The sequence below is a fragment of the Crateriforma spongiae genome (genome assembly GCF_012290005.1).
Classification (GTDB): domain Bacteria; phylum Planctomycetota; class Planctomycetia; order Pirellulales; family Pirellulaceae; genus Crateriforma; species Crateriforma spongiae.
This window is the reverse complement of record NZ_JAAXMS010000001.1, coordinates 983,757-1,002,746: the sequence shown is the minus strand read 5'-3', so window position 1 is coordinate 1,002,746 and position 18,990 is coordinate 983,757. Positions and strand designations below refer to the sequence as shown.

13 protein-coding genes are annotated in these 18,990 nt (G+C 58.2%); 5 read left to right on the top strand and 8 right to left on the bottom strand.

The features are described from left to right. Nucleotides 1-47: 47 nt before the first annotated feature. Both HFP54_RS03785 and HFP54_RS03780 read right to left on the bottom strand, forming a co-directional pair. Nucleotides 48-2,840, bottom strand: a complete 2,793-nt coding sequence (locus HFP54_RS03785; RefSeq protein ID WP_168564078.1) for a PAS domain-containing sensor histidine kinase — start codon at nt 2,838-2,840, stop codon at nt 48-50. Next, on the bottom strand, nt 2,840-4,180 hold the full coding sequence (locus HFP54_RS03780; RefSeq protein ID WP_168564077.1) for an ABC transporter substrate-binding protein: 1,341 nt from the start codon (nt 4,178-4,180) through the stop codon (nt 2,840-2,842). Before HFP54_RS03780 ends, HFP54_RS03785 begins: the two co-directional genes overlap by 1 nt. Before the next feature lie 506 nt (nt 4,181-4,686). Here HFP54_RS03780 and HFP54_RS03775 point away from each other — a divergent pair. After that, complete coding sequence (locus tag HFP54_RS03775) at nt 4,687-5,337, top strand: HEAT repeat domain-containing protein (protein ID WP_196784257.1); 651 nt, start codon at nt 4,687-4,689, stop codon at nt 5,335-5,337. Between the two features lie 24 nt (nt 5,338-5,361). Here the strand turns inward: HFP54_RS03775 and accC are convergent, their stop codons facing one another. The 4 genes from accC to HFP54_RS03755 form a co-directional block, all read right to left on the bottom strand. Next, the gene (accC, locus tag HFP54_RS03770) at nt 5,362-6,708 is read right to left on the bottom strand and encodes an acetyl-CoA carboxylase biotin carboxylase subunit (protein ID WP_168564076.1); all 1,347 of its coding nucleotides are present in this window, start codon (nt 6,706-6,708) and stop codon (nt 5,362-5,364) included. Nucleotides 6,709-6,726: 18 nt separating this feature from the next. Continuing rightward, on the bottom strand, nt 6,727-7,218 hold the full coding sequence (accB, locus tag HFP54_RS03765; RefSeq protein ID WP_168564075.1) for an acetyl-CoA carboxylase biotin carboxyl carrier protein: 492 nt from the start codon (nt 7,216-7,218) through the stop codon (nt 6,727-6,729). Between the two features lie 161 nt (nt 7,219-7,379). Further along, nucleotides 7,380-8,495, bottom strand: coding sequence for a M24 family metallopeptidase (locus HFP54_RS03760; protein ID WP_168564074.1), 1,116 nt, complete (start codon nt 8,493-8,495; stop codon nt 7,380-7,382). Nucleotides 8,496-8,571: 76 nt separating this feature from the next. Next, nucleotides 8,572-9,537: a leucine-rich repeat domain-containing protein gene (locus tag HFP54_RS03755; RefSeq protein ID WP_168564073.1), complete on the bottom strand. Its 966-nt coding sequence runs from the start codon at nt 9,535-9,537 to the stop codon at nt 8,572-8,574. A gap of 603 nt (nt 9,538-10,140) precedes the next feature. Here HFP54_RS03755 and leuS point away from each other — a divergent pair. Beyond that, a complete protein-coding gene (gene leuS / locus HFP54_RS03750) occupies nt 10,141-12,981 on the top strand; it encodes a leucine--tRNA ligase (protein WP_168564072.1) in 2,841 nt (946 codons plus the stop codon). A gap of 28 nt (nt 12,982-13,009) precedes the next feature. On the opposite strand, the gene HFP54_RS03745 is transcribed toward leuS, so the two are convergent. After that, complete coding sequence (locus HFP54_RS03745) at nt 13,010-13,576, bottom strand: hypothetical protein (RefSeq protein ID WP_235951221.1); 567 nt, start codon at nt 13,574-13,576, stop codon at nt 13,010-13,012. Nucleotides 13,577-13,922: 346 nt separating this feature from the next. On the opposite strand from HFP54_RS03745, the gene bioB reads away from it, so the two are divergent. Continuing rightward, nucleotides 13,923-14,924, top strand: a complete 1,002-nt coding sequence (gene bioB, locus HFP54_RS03740) for a biotin synthase BioB (RefSeq protein ID WP_390656518.1) — start codon at nt 13,923-13,925, stop codon at nt 14,922-14,924. Nucleotides 14,925-15,050: 126 nt separating this feature from the next. Here the strand turns inward: bioB and greA are convergent, their stop codons facing one another. Beyond that, on the bottom strand, nt 15,051-15,530 hold the full coding sequence (gene greA, locus HFP54_RS03735; protein WP_146412632.1) for a transcription elongation factor GreA: 480 nt from the start codon (nt 15,528-15,530) through the stop codon (nt 15,051-15,053). A gap of 271 nt (nt 15,531-15,801) precedes the next feature. On the opposite strand from greA, the gene HFP54_RS03730 reads away from it, so the two are divergent. Both HFP54_RS03730 and HFP54_RS03725 read left to right on the top strand, forming a co-directional pair. Continuing rightward, complete coding sequence (locus tag HFP54_RS03730; RefSeq protein WP_168564070.1) at nt 15,802-17,523, top strand: glycoside hydrolase; 1,722 nt, start codon at nt 15,802-15,804, stop codon at nt 17,521-17,523. Between the two features lie 173 nt (nt 17,524-17,696). Next, the gene (locus HFP54_RS03725; protein ID WP_168564069.1) at nt 17,697-18,965 is read left to right on the top strand and encodes a hypothetical protein; all 1,269 of its coding nucleotides are present in this window, start codon (nt 17,697-17,699) and stop codon (nt 18,963-18,965) included. Nucleotides 18,966-18,990: the final 25 nt, after the last annotated feature.

The window sequence follows — 18,990 nt, the reverse complement described above, 5'->3', positions numbered from 1 at the left end:
AAGACAGCCGTTTCGTTCGTTTGTTGGTTCGTTTTCATCTGGATTGTTCAGGTGATGATCAAATCATCGGTGTCCTGCAATGAATCCAACACGTTTGGATCTTCGTCCAGCCAAACGTCTGGGTCACCCAAGTCCCGAGAGTAGGATTCCGATTCACCATCGCTTTCACGTTCAATAGGCAAAGAAACCGTAAACGTCGTTCCCACCCCCGGTTCGCTATCGACCAGCAGTTTGCCTTGATGTTTTGCCACCACGATGTCATACGAAATCGTTAATCCCTGTCCCGTCCCCTTGCCGACGTCTTTGGTCGTAAAGAACGGATCGAAAATGCGTTCGATGGTGGCTTCGTCCATCCCTGAACCGTTGTCGCTGACACTTAAGATGACCTGATCATCTTGTCGGCGCGTTTCGACTCGAATCACCCCGCCTTGGGAATCGTCGGATTCCAAACGTTCGCTGATCGCATCAGAAGCGTTGACGACCAAGTTCAAAACGACTTGGCTGATCTCGGCCGACCGGCATTGAATTTCTGGAAGATCAGCTTCCAGATCTTTCACCAATTCGGCGTGATACTTGTAGCGATTCTTCGACAGCGTGATGGCGCCCACCACCAGCCGATTCAGATCGGCCCACTGATAGGTGGCTTCCCCCGGGTGCGATAACTCCTTCATCGCGCGAGTGATGCCGGTCACTTGATCAAATCCTTCGCGACAATCCTGCAACGCTTCGGCGACCATTTGTTGCAGTCGTTGGATACGCTGTGCCGGTTGGTCCATCGAATCGCATCGATCGGGGTCCTCGTCATTGCCGCCATCGTTGGCTTGTTCCAAGAACGTACCGAACTCGTCCATCCATTCGGCCAACGAATCAATGTTGTCCCCGATGTACTGCATCGGCGTATTGATTTCGTGAGCGATTCCGGCGGCCAATTGTCCTATGGCTTCCAGCTTTTGCGATTGCCGCTGGCCGTGTTCGGTTGCGACCTGTTCCGTCACGTCGTTGAAGATCACCACGCCGCCGTTGACGTGTTCGCTATCAAACGCGACCGCGCCCAACAACAGCCAACGGTCATCGCCGCCCACCTGCACACGAAATTGACGATTGGGAATGTCTTCGCCGTTGACCGCGCGCCCCAGCGGGCATTGGAATTCCGATTCCGCATTCCCGTCGTCTTCTTGGAAACGCCAGATTGCGTCCACCTGGTCCACACGTTTCAAGTCATCACAACTGGCCGCCAGCAGTTTTTCCGCCTTCGCGTTGAAGCAAGTGACGTTTCCGTCAGGTCCGGCGGCGATGACCCCCGCCGGAATGTGCTGGACGATCGTATCCAGCAAGGTTTTCTGTTGTGTCAATTCCTGCTGAAGCTTTGCTTGTCGCTGTTCGGCTTCCACCTGAGAAGTGACATTGGTTTGGATGCTGATGTACTTGGTGACATCGCCGTCTTGATTCCGAATAGGCCTAACTTCCAAATCGTTCCAATAGGGAGTTCCGTCCTTTTTGTAGTTCAAGATTCGCGTGCGAAAACCGAGATCTTTACGGAGCGCCGCTCGCATCCTTCGGATGATCTTGGGATCGGTCAGGGGCCCCTGCAGAAACTTACCGGGCGACAACCCAACGACTTCATTCAGGGTGTACCCCGTGTTTCGTGTGAACGCTTCGTTGACCCATTCGACACGAATTTTTTCGTCGGTAATCGCGACGGAATTCACCGTGTACTTCGCCACCAGCGCCAGCTTTTCCGCCTCCAGACGTTTCTCTTCGGTCGCTTCGAACGTCCGGATCAACAGCCTTCGTACTGCGACCGCCAACCCCACAAAGGTCACGCACAAAATCACGCCCAAGACAACCATCGTCCAAATGGCGGATTGCAACGGGTTCCCCACTTCGGCGGTGCGTTGGGAATCGTCACCAGACAGGGCGACCAACCGATTTGCAACGTTCGTGCTGACTTGCGTTACCAGACCGGTCAGGCGTTTCTGTGATGCAGCGATCTGTTTTTGATTTTCGATCACCTTGAAACGCAGGCAGAAGATGCTTTCGCAATCCGGGTGAAAAAACAAATCGGCAGATTTAGAATGATCGAAAGCAGCCTGTCGAAGTTTGGCAAAGTCATCGATCGTCGCGATCGCCTGAGCATCGTCTAGCTCGGCAAGCCGGTGAAGCGAAAGCTCCAAACGCATCAACAATGGTCGATAAGCGCCTTCACGCAATCGAAGCAGGTCGCTGACGTTGGACGCAACTTTCGTGCGTTCCAAGTAATGCAAAGCGTCGCTGCATTCCAAGATGGTTGCTTGAACGTTGCGGTGGATTTCGTCTCCCGGTGAAATGATCCCATTCAAACGGTAGCGTCCTTCGACGGACTCAGCGGCGGAACGGATTCGCAACAAAGCATCTCGTGCGACGCGAAACTGTTGCTTCAACACTTGCAGATCGCCGCGCAGGACCTCGCTGGATCTCCCCAAGTCTCGGATTTCAAGAACGATTTCATCCAGGGAATCGTACAGTTTCTGGCACTGGCAGTCGTCGGGACGATGCTGCTGGCCGCAATCGACGAACTGTAAAGCTTCGCGCAGTTGATCACGTTCCCTTTCTGCTTGACCGCCGACCTGTTCCCAATCCTGCCGCTCGGGACGCAATACGATGTTTTCAATCGAACTGCGGAAACGCCGGGTCTGATCGACCAGCTCGCGTGCTCGGATCTCAGCTTTGGCCGCTTGCAAACGTTGGTCGTTCAGCCGCTGAAGCGTCACCACGCAGCTGACCAGCAAAATGATTCCCGAGACGACCCCGGCAACAAGCATTGCCGTAATGGGTTTATGGGGTGGAATGACTCGATGCATTACAACGCCTCCGATGCAAAGATCTGATCCCACGTTTCATATTGGACTCCCGATGACGTCAGCCGGGTGGCCCAGATCCGCTTGCCATCAGCGTTTTGCAGACTGCGGAATTCTTCCAACCAGGGAACCGGCGTGGTCCCCGTGAAGATGTTTTCAACGGCCTGAACCACCGATTTCCGGTTCGGATGGACTTCCAATGAATCGACGGCATGCACCCACGCGGATCCAAGCAAATAGCCTTCGAATGATGCGGGATTCGGATGCGATTGTGGAGCAAAGTCTTTCAATGCATCGCGATACCGGATGGCAATATCGTGGTTTGAAAGCGGATCCGGGACCACTTGAGTCGCGATCACTCGCCGATCGTCGACGGCGATGACACGTGCCAGTGAATCCGTTTGGACGAAACTGATACAGATGATCCAGCCGCGATAGCCATGGCGTCGTGCATGGGACACAAACTCTTTCGTCGCGTCGGTGGACGCGCCGACGATGATTGCTTTTGGCGGTCGCTGGTGATTCAGCAGGTCCGCCAAACCGTTTTGAATGGCCAGCGAATCTCTGGCGTACAACCCGACCGGTATGCGATGCGCGGGAATACCACCGTGCTGCTCCAATACCCGACAAGCGGCCTTGAATCCTGCCATCCCGAGTCCGTCCCGCAGGCAGAAAAAGCCGATCTGGTCGGCTGGAATGTCGCTGCAGCGAAGGATCGCGTTGATCGACGCCAACACTTCGTCTTCATAGCTGCCGCGAAAATGCTGAAGCGTCTGCGTCCCTTCGGTTCGCAGGATCTGCGCGCCTGAGATCGGTGCGAAAAACAACGTGTCTGTGTGGCAACACATCGTCGCGGCAACCACGCCGGTCGGAGTTCCGACGTTGCCGATCACCGCCAAGATTGTCGGATCGGCCAGCAACCGTTTCGTGTTCGACGCCGTTTTAGCAGGATCATAGGCATCGTCCATCGCCGTGATTTGAAATCGATACCGCTTGCCTTCGGCGTTCGCCTGATGGAAGGAGGCCCGAATGCCGTCCAAAACGGAATTGCCTAAATCAGCGCATGGCCCGGTCATCGATGTGGACGTTCCCACATGAATCGTGATCCGATCCTGGGTATTCACGCTGTCGGATGTTGGATCGCGTTGGAACGAGTGTGACTCGGTTGTGATCGACTCGGGCAAGTCCGTCCCAACGGGATCGACACGGACGTTGGACGTGCGCGAAGCGATGGAATCGTGGATGGATTGTGCCCTGGGCGCCTGGGCGATGGATGCAATCCAAGCCGACGCAATCAACAGCGCAAAAGTCGTCCAACGGTTCGAGTGAATGGAAAGTGCCATGATGCCCCCATCAGTTTGCTTGTGCCGAAGCATCGCATCGCAACGGGATGACGTCGTCACAAACCGCAACTCTGCCAAGTCGCATTGGTTCGTCGACGCGATACCCAGATCGCGTTTCGTTCGGCTCTATCGAAACTGTGCCGTTGACTGTTAGCACATGGGGCGTGTGTTCATTTAGAAACCATGGGAAGACAATCCGATGGGGCCAACTGATCCGAATGGATCGATTGGGCGGGGGGGATTGCGCCGGCCCGCATTCGGTGCCTATCACGGCGGTTGCGGAAACTGGCAGTTTCACAGTTGCCGATAAACTGCCCTTGGAGGCAGCCATCGTGGTTTGCTACATCGCAAAACGGTCGCGTTGCCTTGGCGACGGACCTTCCCTAACGCGTTCCTTCACGAGCCTTGATTCACGCATGATCCGCAGCCGAATCGAACCGAGTCGTCCTGCTAAGGCCATTCGCCTCGGTTTCGCGATACGATCCGCCGTTCTGCTTGGCACGATCATGACGATCGCACCGGGTTGTCACGACGGACCGCTGTACGCGTTGAAAAAGGTCAATCCGTACTTTGTGATGAAGGAATGGCGCGACGACCGTCAGTTGGGCATCACCGACTTTGAAAGACACCAAGAACTGCAGGACGTCGCTGGTGGCATTGCCCGGATGACCGCCGATCGCCAACAGTATTGGCTAAGTGAACTGGACAAGATTTACGAACACGACCCCAGCGCGGAAATGCGGCGGTTGGCCGTCGTCGCCGCGGGCCGTGCCGACGAAGCCAACGGATTGGACCTGTTGCGCAAGGGCCTGGATGACGACGACTTCAAAGTCCGAATGGAAGCTTGTCGTGGGCTGGGTAAACGGGGTGACGAGGAAGCGGCGCGGCTGTTGGCCACCACGGTCAACGCCGACCCCGATGATGATGTCCGCAATTCCGCGATCGCCGCACTCGGACGATTTCAATCTCCGGTCGCCGTGGACGCGCTACGCATCGCATTGAATGACAGCGACCCGTCGACCCAGCGTTTGGCAGTCAACTCGCTGCGTGACGCCACCGGCAAAGACTTCGGTGACCAACCGCAAGAATGGATCGCGGCGTTGGACGCCGCTGGATCCGATTCGGCCGACACCGAAGCGTCGACCGAGCGATTTTAAATCGATCGAACCACGACCGATTGATCAGGGCTTTTGGAATTCGCGATCGACCCACTTCGTATCGATGGTCGCAGCCACAAACTCGGGGTGCCCCAGCACGACATCATGGAAGGACGCCGTGGTGGAAATGCCCTTGATCTGCAGTTCCGCCAAAGCACGCCGCATCGTGGCGATCGCTTCTTCACGCGTCGGGCGGTGCACGATCAGCTTGCCGATCATCGAATCGTAGTGTGGCGGCACGGTGTAGCCCGCGTAGACGTGCGAATCGAAACGGACGCCCATTCCGCCGGGGGCAAACATCGATTCAATTCGGCCGGGTGAAGGCTGGAAATTGCGATCCGGATTCTCCGCATTGATGCGACATTCGATCGCCGTCCCGGTGCAGACCAGATCCTCTTGCTTGAATGACAGCGGTTGGCCAGCGGCCACGCGGATCTGTTCTTTGATCAAGTCCACGCCGGCGACCAGTTCGCTGACCGGGTGTTCGACTTGGATCCGAGCGTTGACTTCGATGAAATAGAAATCGTTGTTTTGGTCAACGATGAATTCAACGGTTCCCGCGTTGGCATAATCGGCACCGCGAATCATCCGCACCGCCGCTTGGCAAATTGCGTCGCGTCGCTCGGGCGTCAGCGTGCTGCAAGGTGCTTCTTCGATCAGCTTTTGGTGCCGACGCTGAACGCTGCAATCACGTTCGAACAAGTGGCAAACGTTGCCGTGGGTGTCGGCGATGACTTGGACTTCGATGTGGCGTGGGCGATCGATGAACTTTTCCAGGTAGACCCCACCGTTGCCGAACGCCGCAGCAGCTTCGTTCCGGGCGGCTTTCAATGCACTGGCCAAAACGTCTTCGCTTTCGGCGATCCGCATCCCTTTGCCGCCACCACCGGCGGTTGCTTTGATCAATACGGGATAGCCGATTTCCGCCGCGGTCTGTCGTGCCACGTCGTCCGATTCGATCAACCCGTCGCTGCCCGGAACGACGGGGACTTCATTGGCGATGGCGATTGACCGGGCGGTGTTTTTGTCACCCAGTTTGCGCATCGCATCGGCACTGGGGCCGATGAACTCGAATCCGCTTTCACGACAGACTTCGTTGAAGTGGGCGTTTTCCGACAGAAAGCCGTAGCCCGGGTGGACCGCGTCGGCATCGGAAACTTCTGCAGCCGCGATGATTTGATCGATCCGCAGATAGCTGTCGGCACTGCGAGCGGTACCGACACAGTACGCTTCGTCGGCCAATTGGACGTGCATCGAATCACGGTCGGCTTCGCTGAAGACGGCGACACTGGTGATGCCCATTTCACGACAAGCGCGGATCACGCGCAGCGCGATTTCGCCGCGGTTGGCGACCAAAATTTTCTTAAACATAGAACGTCAGGTTTTGCTTCAACCGTCCAGCGGCTGGACACGGAACAACGGTTTGCCAAAGTCGACGGCTTGTTGGTCTTGGGCCAACACTTCGACGATCTTGCCGCTGCATTCGGCGGGGATTTCGTTGAAGACCTTCATCGCTTCGACAATGCAACACACCGTATCGGGGCTGACCACCGTGCCGACTTTGACGAACGCTTCCGATTCGGGATTGGGGCGTGAATAGAAAGTACCCACCATCGGCGCGTTGATCGTGATCGTGCCCGACGTGTCGGCCGATGCATCGGCAGGCGCCGCGGCCGGTGCAGCCGCGACCGGTGCAGCCGCGACCGGTGCCGGTGCAGCAACGGGCACGGCAGCCGGGGCAACCCCACGGCACAGTTTGATTTTTTCGTCGCCTTGCTGAAGATCGACTTCGCCAAGCTCGTGCTGTTCCATCAACTGGACGATTTGACGGATGCGATCGATGTCAAACACGCCGGTGTTTGACTTTTCTCCCTTGCTCATTCTTTATCGTTCTATCGCGGAGGTGACGGGAAAAGCCACGGATGATTTTCAGCAGCGCGAGGCTTCGTGGTGGGTGCCCCGACCGGGCCGCCCCAGCCCCTTTGGGCTCCGGTGGCGAAACAGTATCGGCGCTGTGGCCCCAAAAGATCAGATCGCAGACTTTACAGAATCAGCCGACAATCATCGAGGCCCTTGGGCAGTCGCGTTAGCACTTCGCACCCGGAATCAGTCACCAAGACGTCATCTTCGATTCGGATGCCGAATTCGCCTTCGAAATAGACACCGGGTTCGACCGTGACGACCATCCCGCTGGACAACACCTGCGGGCTGACCGACGCCATCCGGGGGGATTCGTGGATCTGCAGCCCGATTCCGTGCCCCAGCCCATGCTTGAACGCGTCGCCCATCCCCGCCGCTTCGATCACATTGCGGGCAGCCGCATCGACGTCGCTGGCCGCGACGCCGTTGCCAATGCGTTCGATGGCCGCCAATTGAGCCGCCAGGACCACATCGTAGGCGCGACGAAACGCGTCGCTGGCGGCGTCACGATGCAGCGTCCGCGTCAGATCGCTGGCATAGCCCTGATAAAAAGCCCCCCAGTCGATCAACAGCGTCGGGGCATCGCCCAGCGGCACCGCATCGGGCCGATAATGGGGCAGGGCACCACTGGGCTGGGCACCGACGATGGGTTCAAAACTGACCCCCGATGCCCCCAAGGTCCGCATCACGGATTCCAAGTCATGGGCGACTTCGCGTTCGGTCATCCGTGACGTCAAACGGCTGGTCACCGAAACGTACGCCCGTTCGGCGATGTCGATGGATTGGCGGATTCGACCAATTTCGAATTCGTCTTTGATTTGCCGCAACGCTTCGACCACGCCCGCGGTCGGCACCCACTGGATCGACGGCGAGGCATCGGCCAATCGGTCTTGCCAAGCGTCCCACTGGGCCAACGTGACGCTGGATGATTCGACGCCGACGCGACGGTAACAGGATCCGGCCAAAACCTCCGCCAGCAAGTCCGGCATTGATTGCGAGGGCGGCCGAACCGCGGCGGCCAAATCGGGACACTCCTGGGCGATCTGTGTTTCGTATCGCCGGTCGCTCAACAGCGTCGCTTCGCCGGTGCCGACCAACAGGTAAGAACTGTCACCGGTGAACCCGGACAAATAGCCGACGTTGATCTCGTCGGTCACCAACAACGCATCGATCTGGTGCGTTTCGAAGGACTGACGCAACGAGCGCAAACGATCGGCGTGGGGGGCTTTCGCATTCATGCCGCCAATCATGACGGTTCGGTCGCGTCGATCCAAGTCTGTGCGAATGGGATTCGACGCGACGGCCGGTCATCGATCAGTCGTGGCGATGGGCGTGGGGGTCGCGATCGTGGTGCTGCTGATCGACGTGCACGTGTAATTGCGGCTTGGTGTCGAACAACCATTGCCATCCGACATCGGTCACCGCGGAATCGTCCAAATACAGCGATTCTAGGTAGGGCATTTCCGCCATCAACTTCATGCCTTCGTCGGTCACCCCGATGCCGATCAGATGAATGCCGCGCAGCGAAGTCAAACCGGCGATCGCGCGGCAAATGTCATTGCCCGCTCGATCGGTTCCCAAACGCAGCTGTCTTAACCGCGGAAGTTTGCCAAGTTGAGCGACGCCGTCGGCCGTCACCCGGCTGTGCGGCAGATTGATCAGCCACAGATCGGAACATTCGGTCAGCGACGCCAAGCCTTTGTCGGTGATCGGCGACAACCGCAAGCGGACGTGCTGCAGCTTGGGCAGCGAAGCGATCGCCGCCAAGCCTTCGTCACCAATGCTGCCTTGGTCAAAGATCACGTGTTGCAAACTGTCCAAGCCCCGCAATTGCTGGCACATCGCGTCGGTGACCTCATATTCGGTCACGTGGATCGACTGCAGTTCATCGGCACGAATCTGTTCAACCAGAGCGTGAAATCGCTGGGCCGCGGGAACTTCCTCAGTCGTCTCGGGCATCACGTCCAGCGATTCGCCGCCCCAGAACACGACCACAGCAATCACCGCCGCGATCACTGCGACGGCCACAGCCAACTGTTTCTTTCGGCGTCGACGCCGTCGTTCATCCTGGACGGTCACCGGCGGAGCGTCGTCCAAACCCGTGTCATCGCCTGGCAGGACGTCATCGGCGGGGTCAGACACCGAATCACCTTGGACACCCGGCGAAGCGGGATCTTGGTCGGTTCCGTTTTCGACGTCGGTGGCTGCATCGGCGTTGACTTGTTCGTCAGACGCTGCGTCGTCAGTCGCGGCTTCGCGCTGGGGATCGTTGGTCGGCATGCTGGCGATTGTATCCCCGCACCGGGGCACGTCGTAGCGCACCCCGGTGCGTCGTGACTTCATCGCCGCAGGTCATTGTCGAGACGATTGACCCAGTAATCGTCGCGCGGTGATCCTGACACGTCCGTACACCAAAGGTCACGCGGCTGCGAAACCTTTGACAGGCACGGATGGCGTCCTTTTCCCGCAAAAAGAACGCTGGCGATGAAGCCTGGTTGGTCGGTGGGGGGATCCGTCGCTGCCGAACCTTCACATCCGGCGGGCGGTCACAAACGTCGGTCAACAGCACGACCGCCTGTGTGAACATGTCTCCGGCAGGTTCGCCGATTTGGCCACAAAGGGATCGCTGAAAGGGGGACGGATCCGGTCGTCAATCGCGGGATAACAGCCGCCGCGGACCGCTGTCAACGTCGATTGCGGTGACACGTAGGTCCCCCGTCGGCGATTGCCCGGTCATGGAAGCTTCCACGACGTTGTCCTAGAATCCCGCCTCGCGATGCCCTGGCGTTGCCCAGCCCGCCGAATCCTTTGTCCCGGGCGATGGCGGCGATGCTGGCGCTCCGCCGTGATCCCCTCTTTCCCGACGACTCGACTGCGATACCGATGCCGCGTTACAACCCCGCCGAAATCGAACCCCGCTGGCAAGAATACTGGCAGACCCATCGCACGTTCGCCACGCCACGTTTGCCCGGCGGGACCAAACGCTACGTGCTGGACATGTTCCCCTATCCCAGCGGCGACGGTCTGCACGTCGGTCACCCCGAAGGCTACACGGCGACGGACATTGTTTCACGGTTCGCGCGTCTGCGCGGCGAAAGCGTGCTGCACCCGATCGGTTTCGATTCGTTCGGATTGCCCGCCGAGGAACACGCAATCAGCACCGGCGAGCATCCGCGGATCCAGACGCAACGGAATATCGACAACTTCACACGCCAGCTGAAGATGCTGGGTTTCAGCTACGACTGGGATCGGGTCGTCGCGACAACCGACGAAGACTATTTCCGTTGGACCCAGTGGATCTTTCTGGTCCTGTACGACACCTGGTTCGACGACGAACAACAAAAGGGTCGTCCGATTTCCGAATTGCCGATCCCAGCGGAAATCGCCGCCCAAGGTGATGCGGCGATCGAATCGTACCAGGACGATCATCGTCTGGCCTATCAAGACGACGCGTTGGTGAATTGGTGTCCCGAGTTGGGAACCGTGTTGGCCAACGAAGAAGTGATCGATGGCAAAAGCGAACGTGGCGGCTATCCGGTCAAACGTATTCCGCTGCGTCAGTGGATGTTGCGAATCACGGCCTATTCCGAACGACTGTTGTCCGGCCTGGACGACTTGGACTGGCCCGTCGGCATCAAAAAACTGCAGCAGGATTGGATCGGACGCAGCACCGGCGCGGAAGTCGATTTCTTCATCGGCCCGGCCGACCAGTTCGACGCTTGGAAAGCCGAACGTGGCGCGTCGGGCTTTCCGACGGACCCCACCGATGCCCTGCGCGTCTACACGACTCGGCCCGACACCCTGTTCGGCGCGACGTACATGGTCGTTGCACCGGAGCATCCGATGCTGGAACGATTGACCACCGAAGATCAATCGCAGCAAGTCAAAAAGTATTGCGAACAAGCCTCCTTCAAAAGTGATCGAGAACGCACCGAAGGCGACAAGAACAAAACCGGCGTCTTCACCGGATCGCACGCGATCAACCCGGTCAACGGAAAGCCCATTCCGATCTGGGTCGCCGACTATGTTTTGGCCGGTTACGGAACGGGCGCGATCATGGCGGTCCCGGCGCACGATGAACGCGATTTTGAGTTTGCCCAAGCATTCGACTTGCCCGTGATTCCCGTCGTCGGGCCCGATGACGATGATCCCCGACGCGAAGCCATCTTGGCCGGCAAAGCCTGTTTCTCGGCCACCGGTGTGGCGATCAACAGCGGCCCGTTTGATGGCCAGACGACAGACCAAGTGAAGAAGGCCGTGACCGAATCGCTGGACGGCGATCACCTGGGCCGAGCCGCGGTCAATTACAAGCTTCGCGATTGGTTGTTCAGCCGCCAGCGTTTCTGGGGCGAACCGTTCCCCGTGCTTCATGAAATTGACGAAGCCGGCGAACTGACCGGCCGCAAACGCACCGTGCCGGCCGAAGACTTGCCGGTGACGCTGCCGGAATTGGAAGACTTCAAACCCCACGGCCGCCCCGAACCGCCGCTGGCCAAGGCCGACGACGACTGGTTGATCGTCGAATTGGACGGACGGCGTTTCCGACGCGAAACCAACACCATGCCCCAGTGGGCGGGATCTTGCTGGTACTACCTGCGGTACATCGATCCGAAAAATGACCAATGCATGATCGACCCCGAGCTGGAAAAGGCTTGGATGCCCGTCGACCTGTACGTGGGCGGTGCCGAACACGCCGTGCTGCACCTGTTGTACGCCCGGTTCTGGCACAAGGTCTTGTACGACCGCGGACACGTGACCTGCGCCGAACCGTTCGGACGGCTGGTCAACCAAGGCATGATCTTGGGCCAAGCACAATTTCACTTGAGCGAAGATCAGGCCCAACAGCACCAGAAAACTCTGGCCGACGTCGGCATCGAAGCGGTGCGAGGCAAAGAAGACGACAAGACTTTGGTGTTGCGAAGCACCGACGGCCACGACCTTGACGATGATGCGACGGAAAAACGCAAAGGCAAGTTGTACGTCAAAGGAACCGACATCGAAGTCATCGCCAAAGCCGACAAGATGTCCAAGAGTCGTGGCAATGTCGTCAACCCTGACGCGGTGGTGCGTGAATACGGTGCCGACTCGCTGCGTCTGTATGAAATGTTCATGGGACCGCTCGAAGCCACCAAGCCCTGGAACATGTCCGGCGTCGGCGGTGTGCGAAACTTCTTGGATCGCGTTTGGCGAATGATCGTGGATGCGAAATCCGATGACGATCAACTGTGTGCCGAATTGGTCGACCAGCCCTGCAACGAAGAACAGAACCGTGTCCTTCACCAGACGATCAAAAAGGTGACCGAAGACACCGAAGGGCTCAGCTTCAACACGGCAATCGCACGGATGATGGAGTTCACCAACTTCTTCACCCGCCAAGACGAACGACCGATCGAAGCGATGAATTCGTTCCTCGTTCTGTTGTCGCCCTATGCCCCGCACTTGGCCGAAGAACTTTGGAACCGCCTGGGTCACGATGATTCGATCGCCCATGCCACCTGGCCGACCTGGGACGAAGATGCGATCCGCGAATCAACGATCGAGATCCCGGTCCAACTGAACGGCAAGGTGAAGACGAAGATCAAGGTCCCCGCCGACGCCAAACCGGACGACATGATCCAAGCCGCGTTGGACGACGACAAAGTCCAGTCGCTGGTGGACGGGAAAACGGTCGTCAAGAAAATCGCCGTGCCCGGGCGTCTGGTCAACTTCGTCATCAAACCCTGACGAATCGGCGTCTCGCGCCAACGCCAATTCAGCGGGCCGTGCGACAGGCCGCATGGGCGGCACAGGACACGCAACCGACGCAACCTTTGGCGGCGTCGGTGCCGCACCCCGGACCGCATCCGGTTTCCAGCAATTCGGCAAATTCACCGGTGCGAACCACTGCTTCATATTGTCGCACAATGTCGCCGGTGATCGCGTCGATCTGCTCGGGAACGTCGCCCAGAAAATGCAGCAACAGCGTCCCGCCGTCGAACAAGTGATCGACGTCCAACAGCGTCGCCACGATCCCTGCCGATCGGATTGCGTCGCGACAAGCCTCCACCGCTTCGCATCGATGCCGATCCAACCGTCGAATCAGCAATTCGTCCTGGGGTGTGGTGCGGCGCAGTATCTGCGGCGAGGGCCCACCTTGACGCCCTTGTAGGAAATTCCACCTCACCGGCGACACCAGTTCCCCCAGCTCCACACCCCGCGATGTCCGCACCAAAACTCGGTCGCCGCGGCCCAAAGGACGATTCGACGCGGACGCCGGAGCGGACGCCGATGCCAGTTCGGCCAGACACCCCAGACGCAATGTCCAAGCTTGGGGCCCCATTTGGGGACTTCGATCAGGTTCGGTGGGATCCAACGCAGACGGTTCACAAATGGGTACGCGGCGGTCGGCCGCTCTTGCTGAATTGTCGGCCAAGGGCCACCATGTTGAACGATCTGCACCGCAGATGCAAAAGCCCGCCCGATGCGAGGGGCCGACCGATACGAATCCGCTTTTTGCGGACCCAAAAGTCCGGTCGCGCCACGGAAATCGCGTCAAGGACGGCGTCCCCGATCCTGTTCATCGAATTCAGCGAGCCCGATAGATCATGTCGACCACCGACGCGGCCACCCCGGAGACCCTGCCTCCCGTTTCCACCGATTCCGACGTGGCGATCAACGCCAAGCCGATGGCGGAACCCGGTTTCTATGACTCACTGGCCTCGTCGGTGCTGGCCGGCGAAACGATCAGCCGTGAAGACGCGTTGGCGATCGTCAGCGCGTCGGACCTAGACGTCCCGGCGATCATGGCCGCCGGTTTCCGGATCCGCCAAAAGCATTTCGGCCGTACCGTCCAGCTGTACTTTCTGATGAACGCGAAAAGCGGCTTGTGCCCGGAAGACTGCAGCTACTGCAGCCAGTCCAAGGTCAGCAACGCGCCGGTTCCCAAGTACAACATTCTGCAGCGTGATCGCTTGATGGAAGCGGCCAAGCTGGCGCACGAACGGGGTGCGAAGACCTATTGCCTGGTCATCTCCGCTCGCGGCCCGAACGAGCGTGAAATGAACGCGGTCGAATCCATCGTGCCGGAAATCAAAGCCAAGTATGACTTGGACATTTGCGCCAGCCTCGGGCTGCTGGACCGCGAACAAGCCGATCGTTTGTTCGCCGCCGGTGTTGATCGCATCAACCACAACCTGAACACCAGCGAAAACTATTACGGTCACATCTGTTCGACGCACACCTACGAAGACCGCAAGCAAACCCTGCAAAACGTTCGCGACGCGGGAATGGAAATGTGCAGCGGTGGGATCATCGGGATGGGTGAATCCCACGACGACATCGTGCAGATGGCGTTTGACCTAAAAGATCTGGGCGTGCATTCAATCCCGCTGAACATTCTGAATGCGATCGACGGCACTCCGCTGGAAGGCACCCAAGCGATGTCGCCCAACGACTGCTTGAAGGCGTTGGCGATGTTCCGGTTCGTCAATCCGGATCGTGAAATCCGCATCGCTGGCGGCCGCGAAATCCACTTGCGTCACATGCAGCCGATGGGTCTGTATGTGGCCAACAGCCTGTTTGTCGGCGATTACCTGACGACCAAGGGACAACCGCCGCAAGTCGATTATGACATGATCCGCGACATGGGCTTTGACATCACCACCAACATCGAACCGGTCGCCCGCTAGCACCGGATCGGTCATCGAACCGAAGCGTCCTCCCATAGTCCAATGCAAAAGGGCTCCGCGGTCATTGCGACCTCGGAGCCCTTTTTGACGTGACGGCGAAAACGCCCGTGAAAGATTTTTAAGCGGCTAGGATTCGTACTCGATCTTCAGGATCTTGAACTTCAGCATGCCGGCCGGCGCTTCGACTTCCGCGGTATCACCAACCTTTTTGCCGATCAGTCCTTGGCCCAGCGGGCTGGTCACCAGGATCTTGTTCGTGTCGTAATCTTCGTCGCCGGTGCCCACCAGGGTGAACTCTTCTTCGTCACCGTAGGCCAGGTCTTCGACAGTCACGGTGCAGCCAAAAGCGACCTCGTCTTTGGGCATTTGCGACGTATCAACGATTGACGCCCGAGCGACCTTGTCTTTCAGCTCGCTGATCTTCGCCATCAGCATGCCCTGGTTTTCACGCTGGGCATGGTATTCGGCGTTTTCCTTCAGGTCGCCTTCCTCGCGGGCGGCAGCCAACTTTTCGGTAATGACGGGCAGCTCATCGTTTTCCAGGCGAGAGATTTCGGCTTTCAAACGGTTGTAACCCTCCCGCGTCATGGGAACGGTCTCGTGCATCCATCCTTCCTTTCGGACAAAAAAGAAACCTTTTCCGCCGCGGACAGCGGAAAAGGCCTTCGGTTTCAAAGCCCCGTATTATCCCGATCCCCACCCCCTGTGTAAAGCCAGTTTCCCGTTGCCGTGGCGTCTTGGCCGTGCCTGACCGACGCATTTGCCCACGCGACGCCCCACTGTCGCAGCGGAGCATCGACCAACAGCCGGCTCGAAAACAGCCCGGCCGACTGATCTACACTGGGAACAAAATCACGATCACTCCTTGGGGACTCCCATGAACATCACGACGGCCCGCGTCGTCTTTCTGTCTGTTGTCGCCGTAGTGTCGGCGTCGCGATTGGCTTCCGCTGAATCACCGGAAGAGACGCCGAAAAAAATCGTCGCACTACGGGTGGCCGAACCTGATGACGGGCTGTTCGCCGCTGGCCCGAATTTGATCCACATCCAGGCCCGGTACGAAGGCAGCAATCGCTGGTCCAGTGCCGATCCACAAACCTATCAGGTCAACATCAGGGGGTCCGCATCCCTGGTCCAAGACCCCACGGGCGAACCACGCAATCCGTTCGTGATCATTCCGGAATCCGCTGGTGATGCGATCACCGTGCAGTTGACCGCCGGCGATGTCGCGACCGAAGTGACATTGGAAGTTACCGAACCCGCGTCGTCCGATCCCGTCACCCTACGGATTCACCCCGATCAAACCGGACACCCTTACACCGGGCTCGGTGCCGGAGTCATGTTCTATGACAACCAATTCAACATCAGCAACGATCTGTTCGACTGGTGCTTCCGCGACGTGGACACACAATTGGTTCACGCGTTGATCCGTCCAGACTTTGAGCCGACCAATGACAATGACGACTGGCAATCGCTGAACAATGATGCCTTTGATTGGTCGCGATGCGACCGGCTGTTTTGGATTCTGTGGAATGCCAAACAACGCAACCCCGACTTGAAGGTCTTCGCTTGTCTTTATTCGCCGCCGCCGTGGATGAAGACCAATCAGGCGACCACCGGTAATGGCGGTTTGAAGAAGGGAGATCGATACCGGCTGGAGATGGCCGAATACGTTTACGCGTTCCTGAAGCACGCCAAGTGGAAGGGGACCACGATTGATTATCTCTGCTTATTCAATGAACCCGATTGGCCTCATACCCAAGACGGAACGCACTACACATCACTGACTGAACTGGCCGAAACGCACGTCCAGGTGCGAAACGCCATCATCGAATTGATCGAAGCCGACAATGAATTTGATCACCTTCCACGATTCGTTTTTCCGGAAACGTTGGGGGCCGGCTCGATCACCCGCGCCGGAAAGGACAGCGATCGTCTGGCCGACTTTGTACAGTCCGGACAATTGGATCACTTGGCCGCCTGGGGTGTTCACGACTACTGGAACACCGGCGGTTATTGGCCGGTTCGTTTCCAGGAACTACGACGCTTCACCAAGTCGGACCAACAACCGATTTGGATGACCGAGTGGGCCCAGCGGTCTCCCAAATCTGATTTGGCGTCGGCGATGGAATATGGGCGGAACATGACCAACGCGCTGCGTTTGGGGTGTTCGGCCTGGATGGCATTCGAATGGGCGCACCCGGCCCAGAACCAATCGGGCTTGATCAGCACACAGTGGGGCGAAGGATATCCGCAGAAACGTTACTGGCGCAGCAAGGCCTATTACGTGTTCCAGCAGATCGCCAACACCAGCCCGGCCGGCGGCCAATGTGTCCCCATCGAAATGGATGCCGGCGGTGATGGCGAACAGCCCGGCGGCCTGGAAGCCCTGTGTGTCCGCAACGACGATCGAATGGTCGTTCACATCGTCAACGACCGGCCCACCCACCGTCCCTACACCGTGACGGGGCCGGGCGTCGGCGATCCAGATGCGGCGTGGTTGACCGACCACGAACACAATTTCGCCCCCCGACCGCAGCATCAATCGCAGGGTCAGATTCCGCCCCACGCCGTGCTAACGCTGCGGTTTTCGCTGTAATCAGCGACGAATCGGCCACCACCGATGGCAATCGAAGCGCAAGCCCCCGACGGGGATGAAATCCGAATTCGCCACTAATCTTTGTCACCTTTCGACGTTGGCTCTCGCAGGGATCGACATCGACACCACGTCGGTCTCGGTCACCCGCTGCACACAAGCCCCGCCAAGGTCGCATGATCCGCAAAAGCCTCCTGCTCGCCACCCTGATTGGCGGAATCTGGGCCAGCCTGTCGCCCGCACCAGCGTCTGCGTCGATCTCCCCCCGCTTTCCCCAGTGTGCTGCGATCGATGCAGACCTGCGTCGATTGCAATCACAGATCAGCGAATTCGATTCCCAACTGGTCCACCTGGACCAATCCGGTTGGCGATTCGGCGAAGGAGTCAAAGTCGGAATCAAAACGACCAGCCTGATTCGCGACTTTGATCGTCGATTGAAAAAGTTGGCCGATCGTTTGACGCCTTATCAATCGGTGCCGCACGTTCGCACCGCGGCGCGTCATCTGAAGAAAAACGTCGAGCGATTGCAGAATCAAATCACGAAGGTTCGCAAGAAGGCGGACAGATTCGAACGCGACGTTTTGAAACCGGCACGCCAGCGTGTCAAAGATCTGCGACAGACCATTGCCGGCGGCCGCATCAAGTTGGCAACCTTGCGTCGCGACATCGGCGTGTACCGGCATTCGCTTTCTCAGGCGACGGAGATCGCAGCGACGCATCGCCAACTTCATCAGACACTCGAGTTCACCGCTTCGCAGCATCGCCGTTCCGTCGATCAAACCGTCGATGCGATCCAACGGTTGGGCCAGCAATCACGCTTGATCACATCGTTGTTTCAAAAGATCGACAGTGTGTTCGCAGCCTTCGCAACGGTCCATCAATCACTTCAGCAAAGTGGCGACAAAATGAAAGCCAGCGAAGAACTGATCGCCCGCATCGATGACGTGATTTCCAAACCGATTCGAATCAAAAACCCGATCACTCGAAAGACGAAAAGCTTCAGCGTTCGCGAAATCCTGGAAAAGCCCCAAGCCATCGCTGGGATCATCCTGAAACCGCTAAACAAAATCGTCGACAAGCTGCTTGATCCACTGCTTAGCAAGCTGAAGCTAGAGATCCCGACGCCCAAAGGTTTGACGGAACTGTCTCGGCAGTTGGACGAGGCCACACGCATCAGCCGTAGCGCTGAACAGTCACTGAAAATGCTTGAATCATCTCTGGTCGAACGATTGCAGTCGGCCATCAAGACCCTAGCGTTCCAGACCCAGCAAACCCAAAAAATCGTTCGCCAACGGCCTCCCACGCCGGCCCCCATCGGCCGACCGATTTCGCGTCCCGAAAAGCCGGTTTCGCGCCCCGAAAAAACAGTGCAACCGGATCCACCATCCACGCCCCCCAAGCAAACACCCGCTGCCGACATGCCGGCCATGTTCTTGGGCTTTTAAAAACGGCGCGGCGTAATGCCGATGT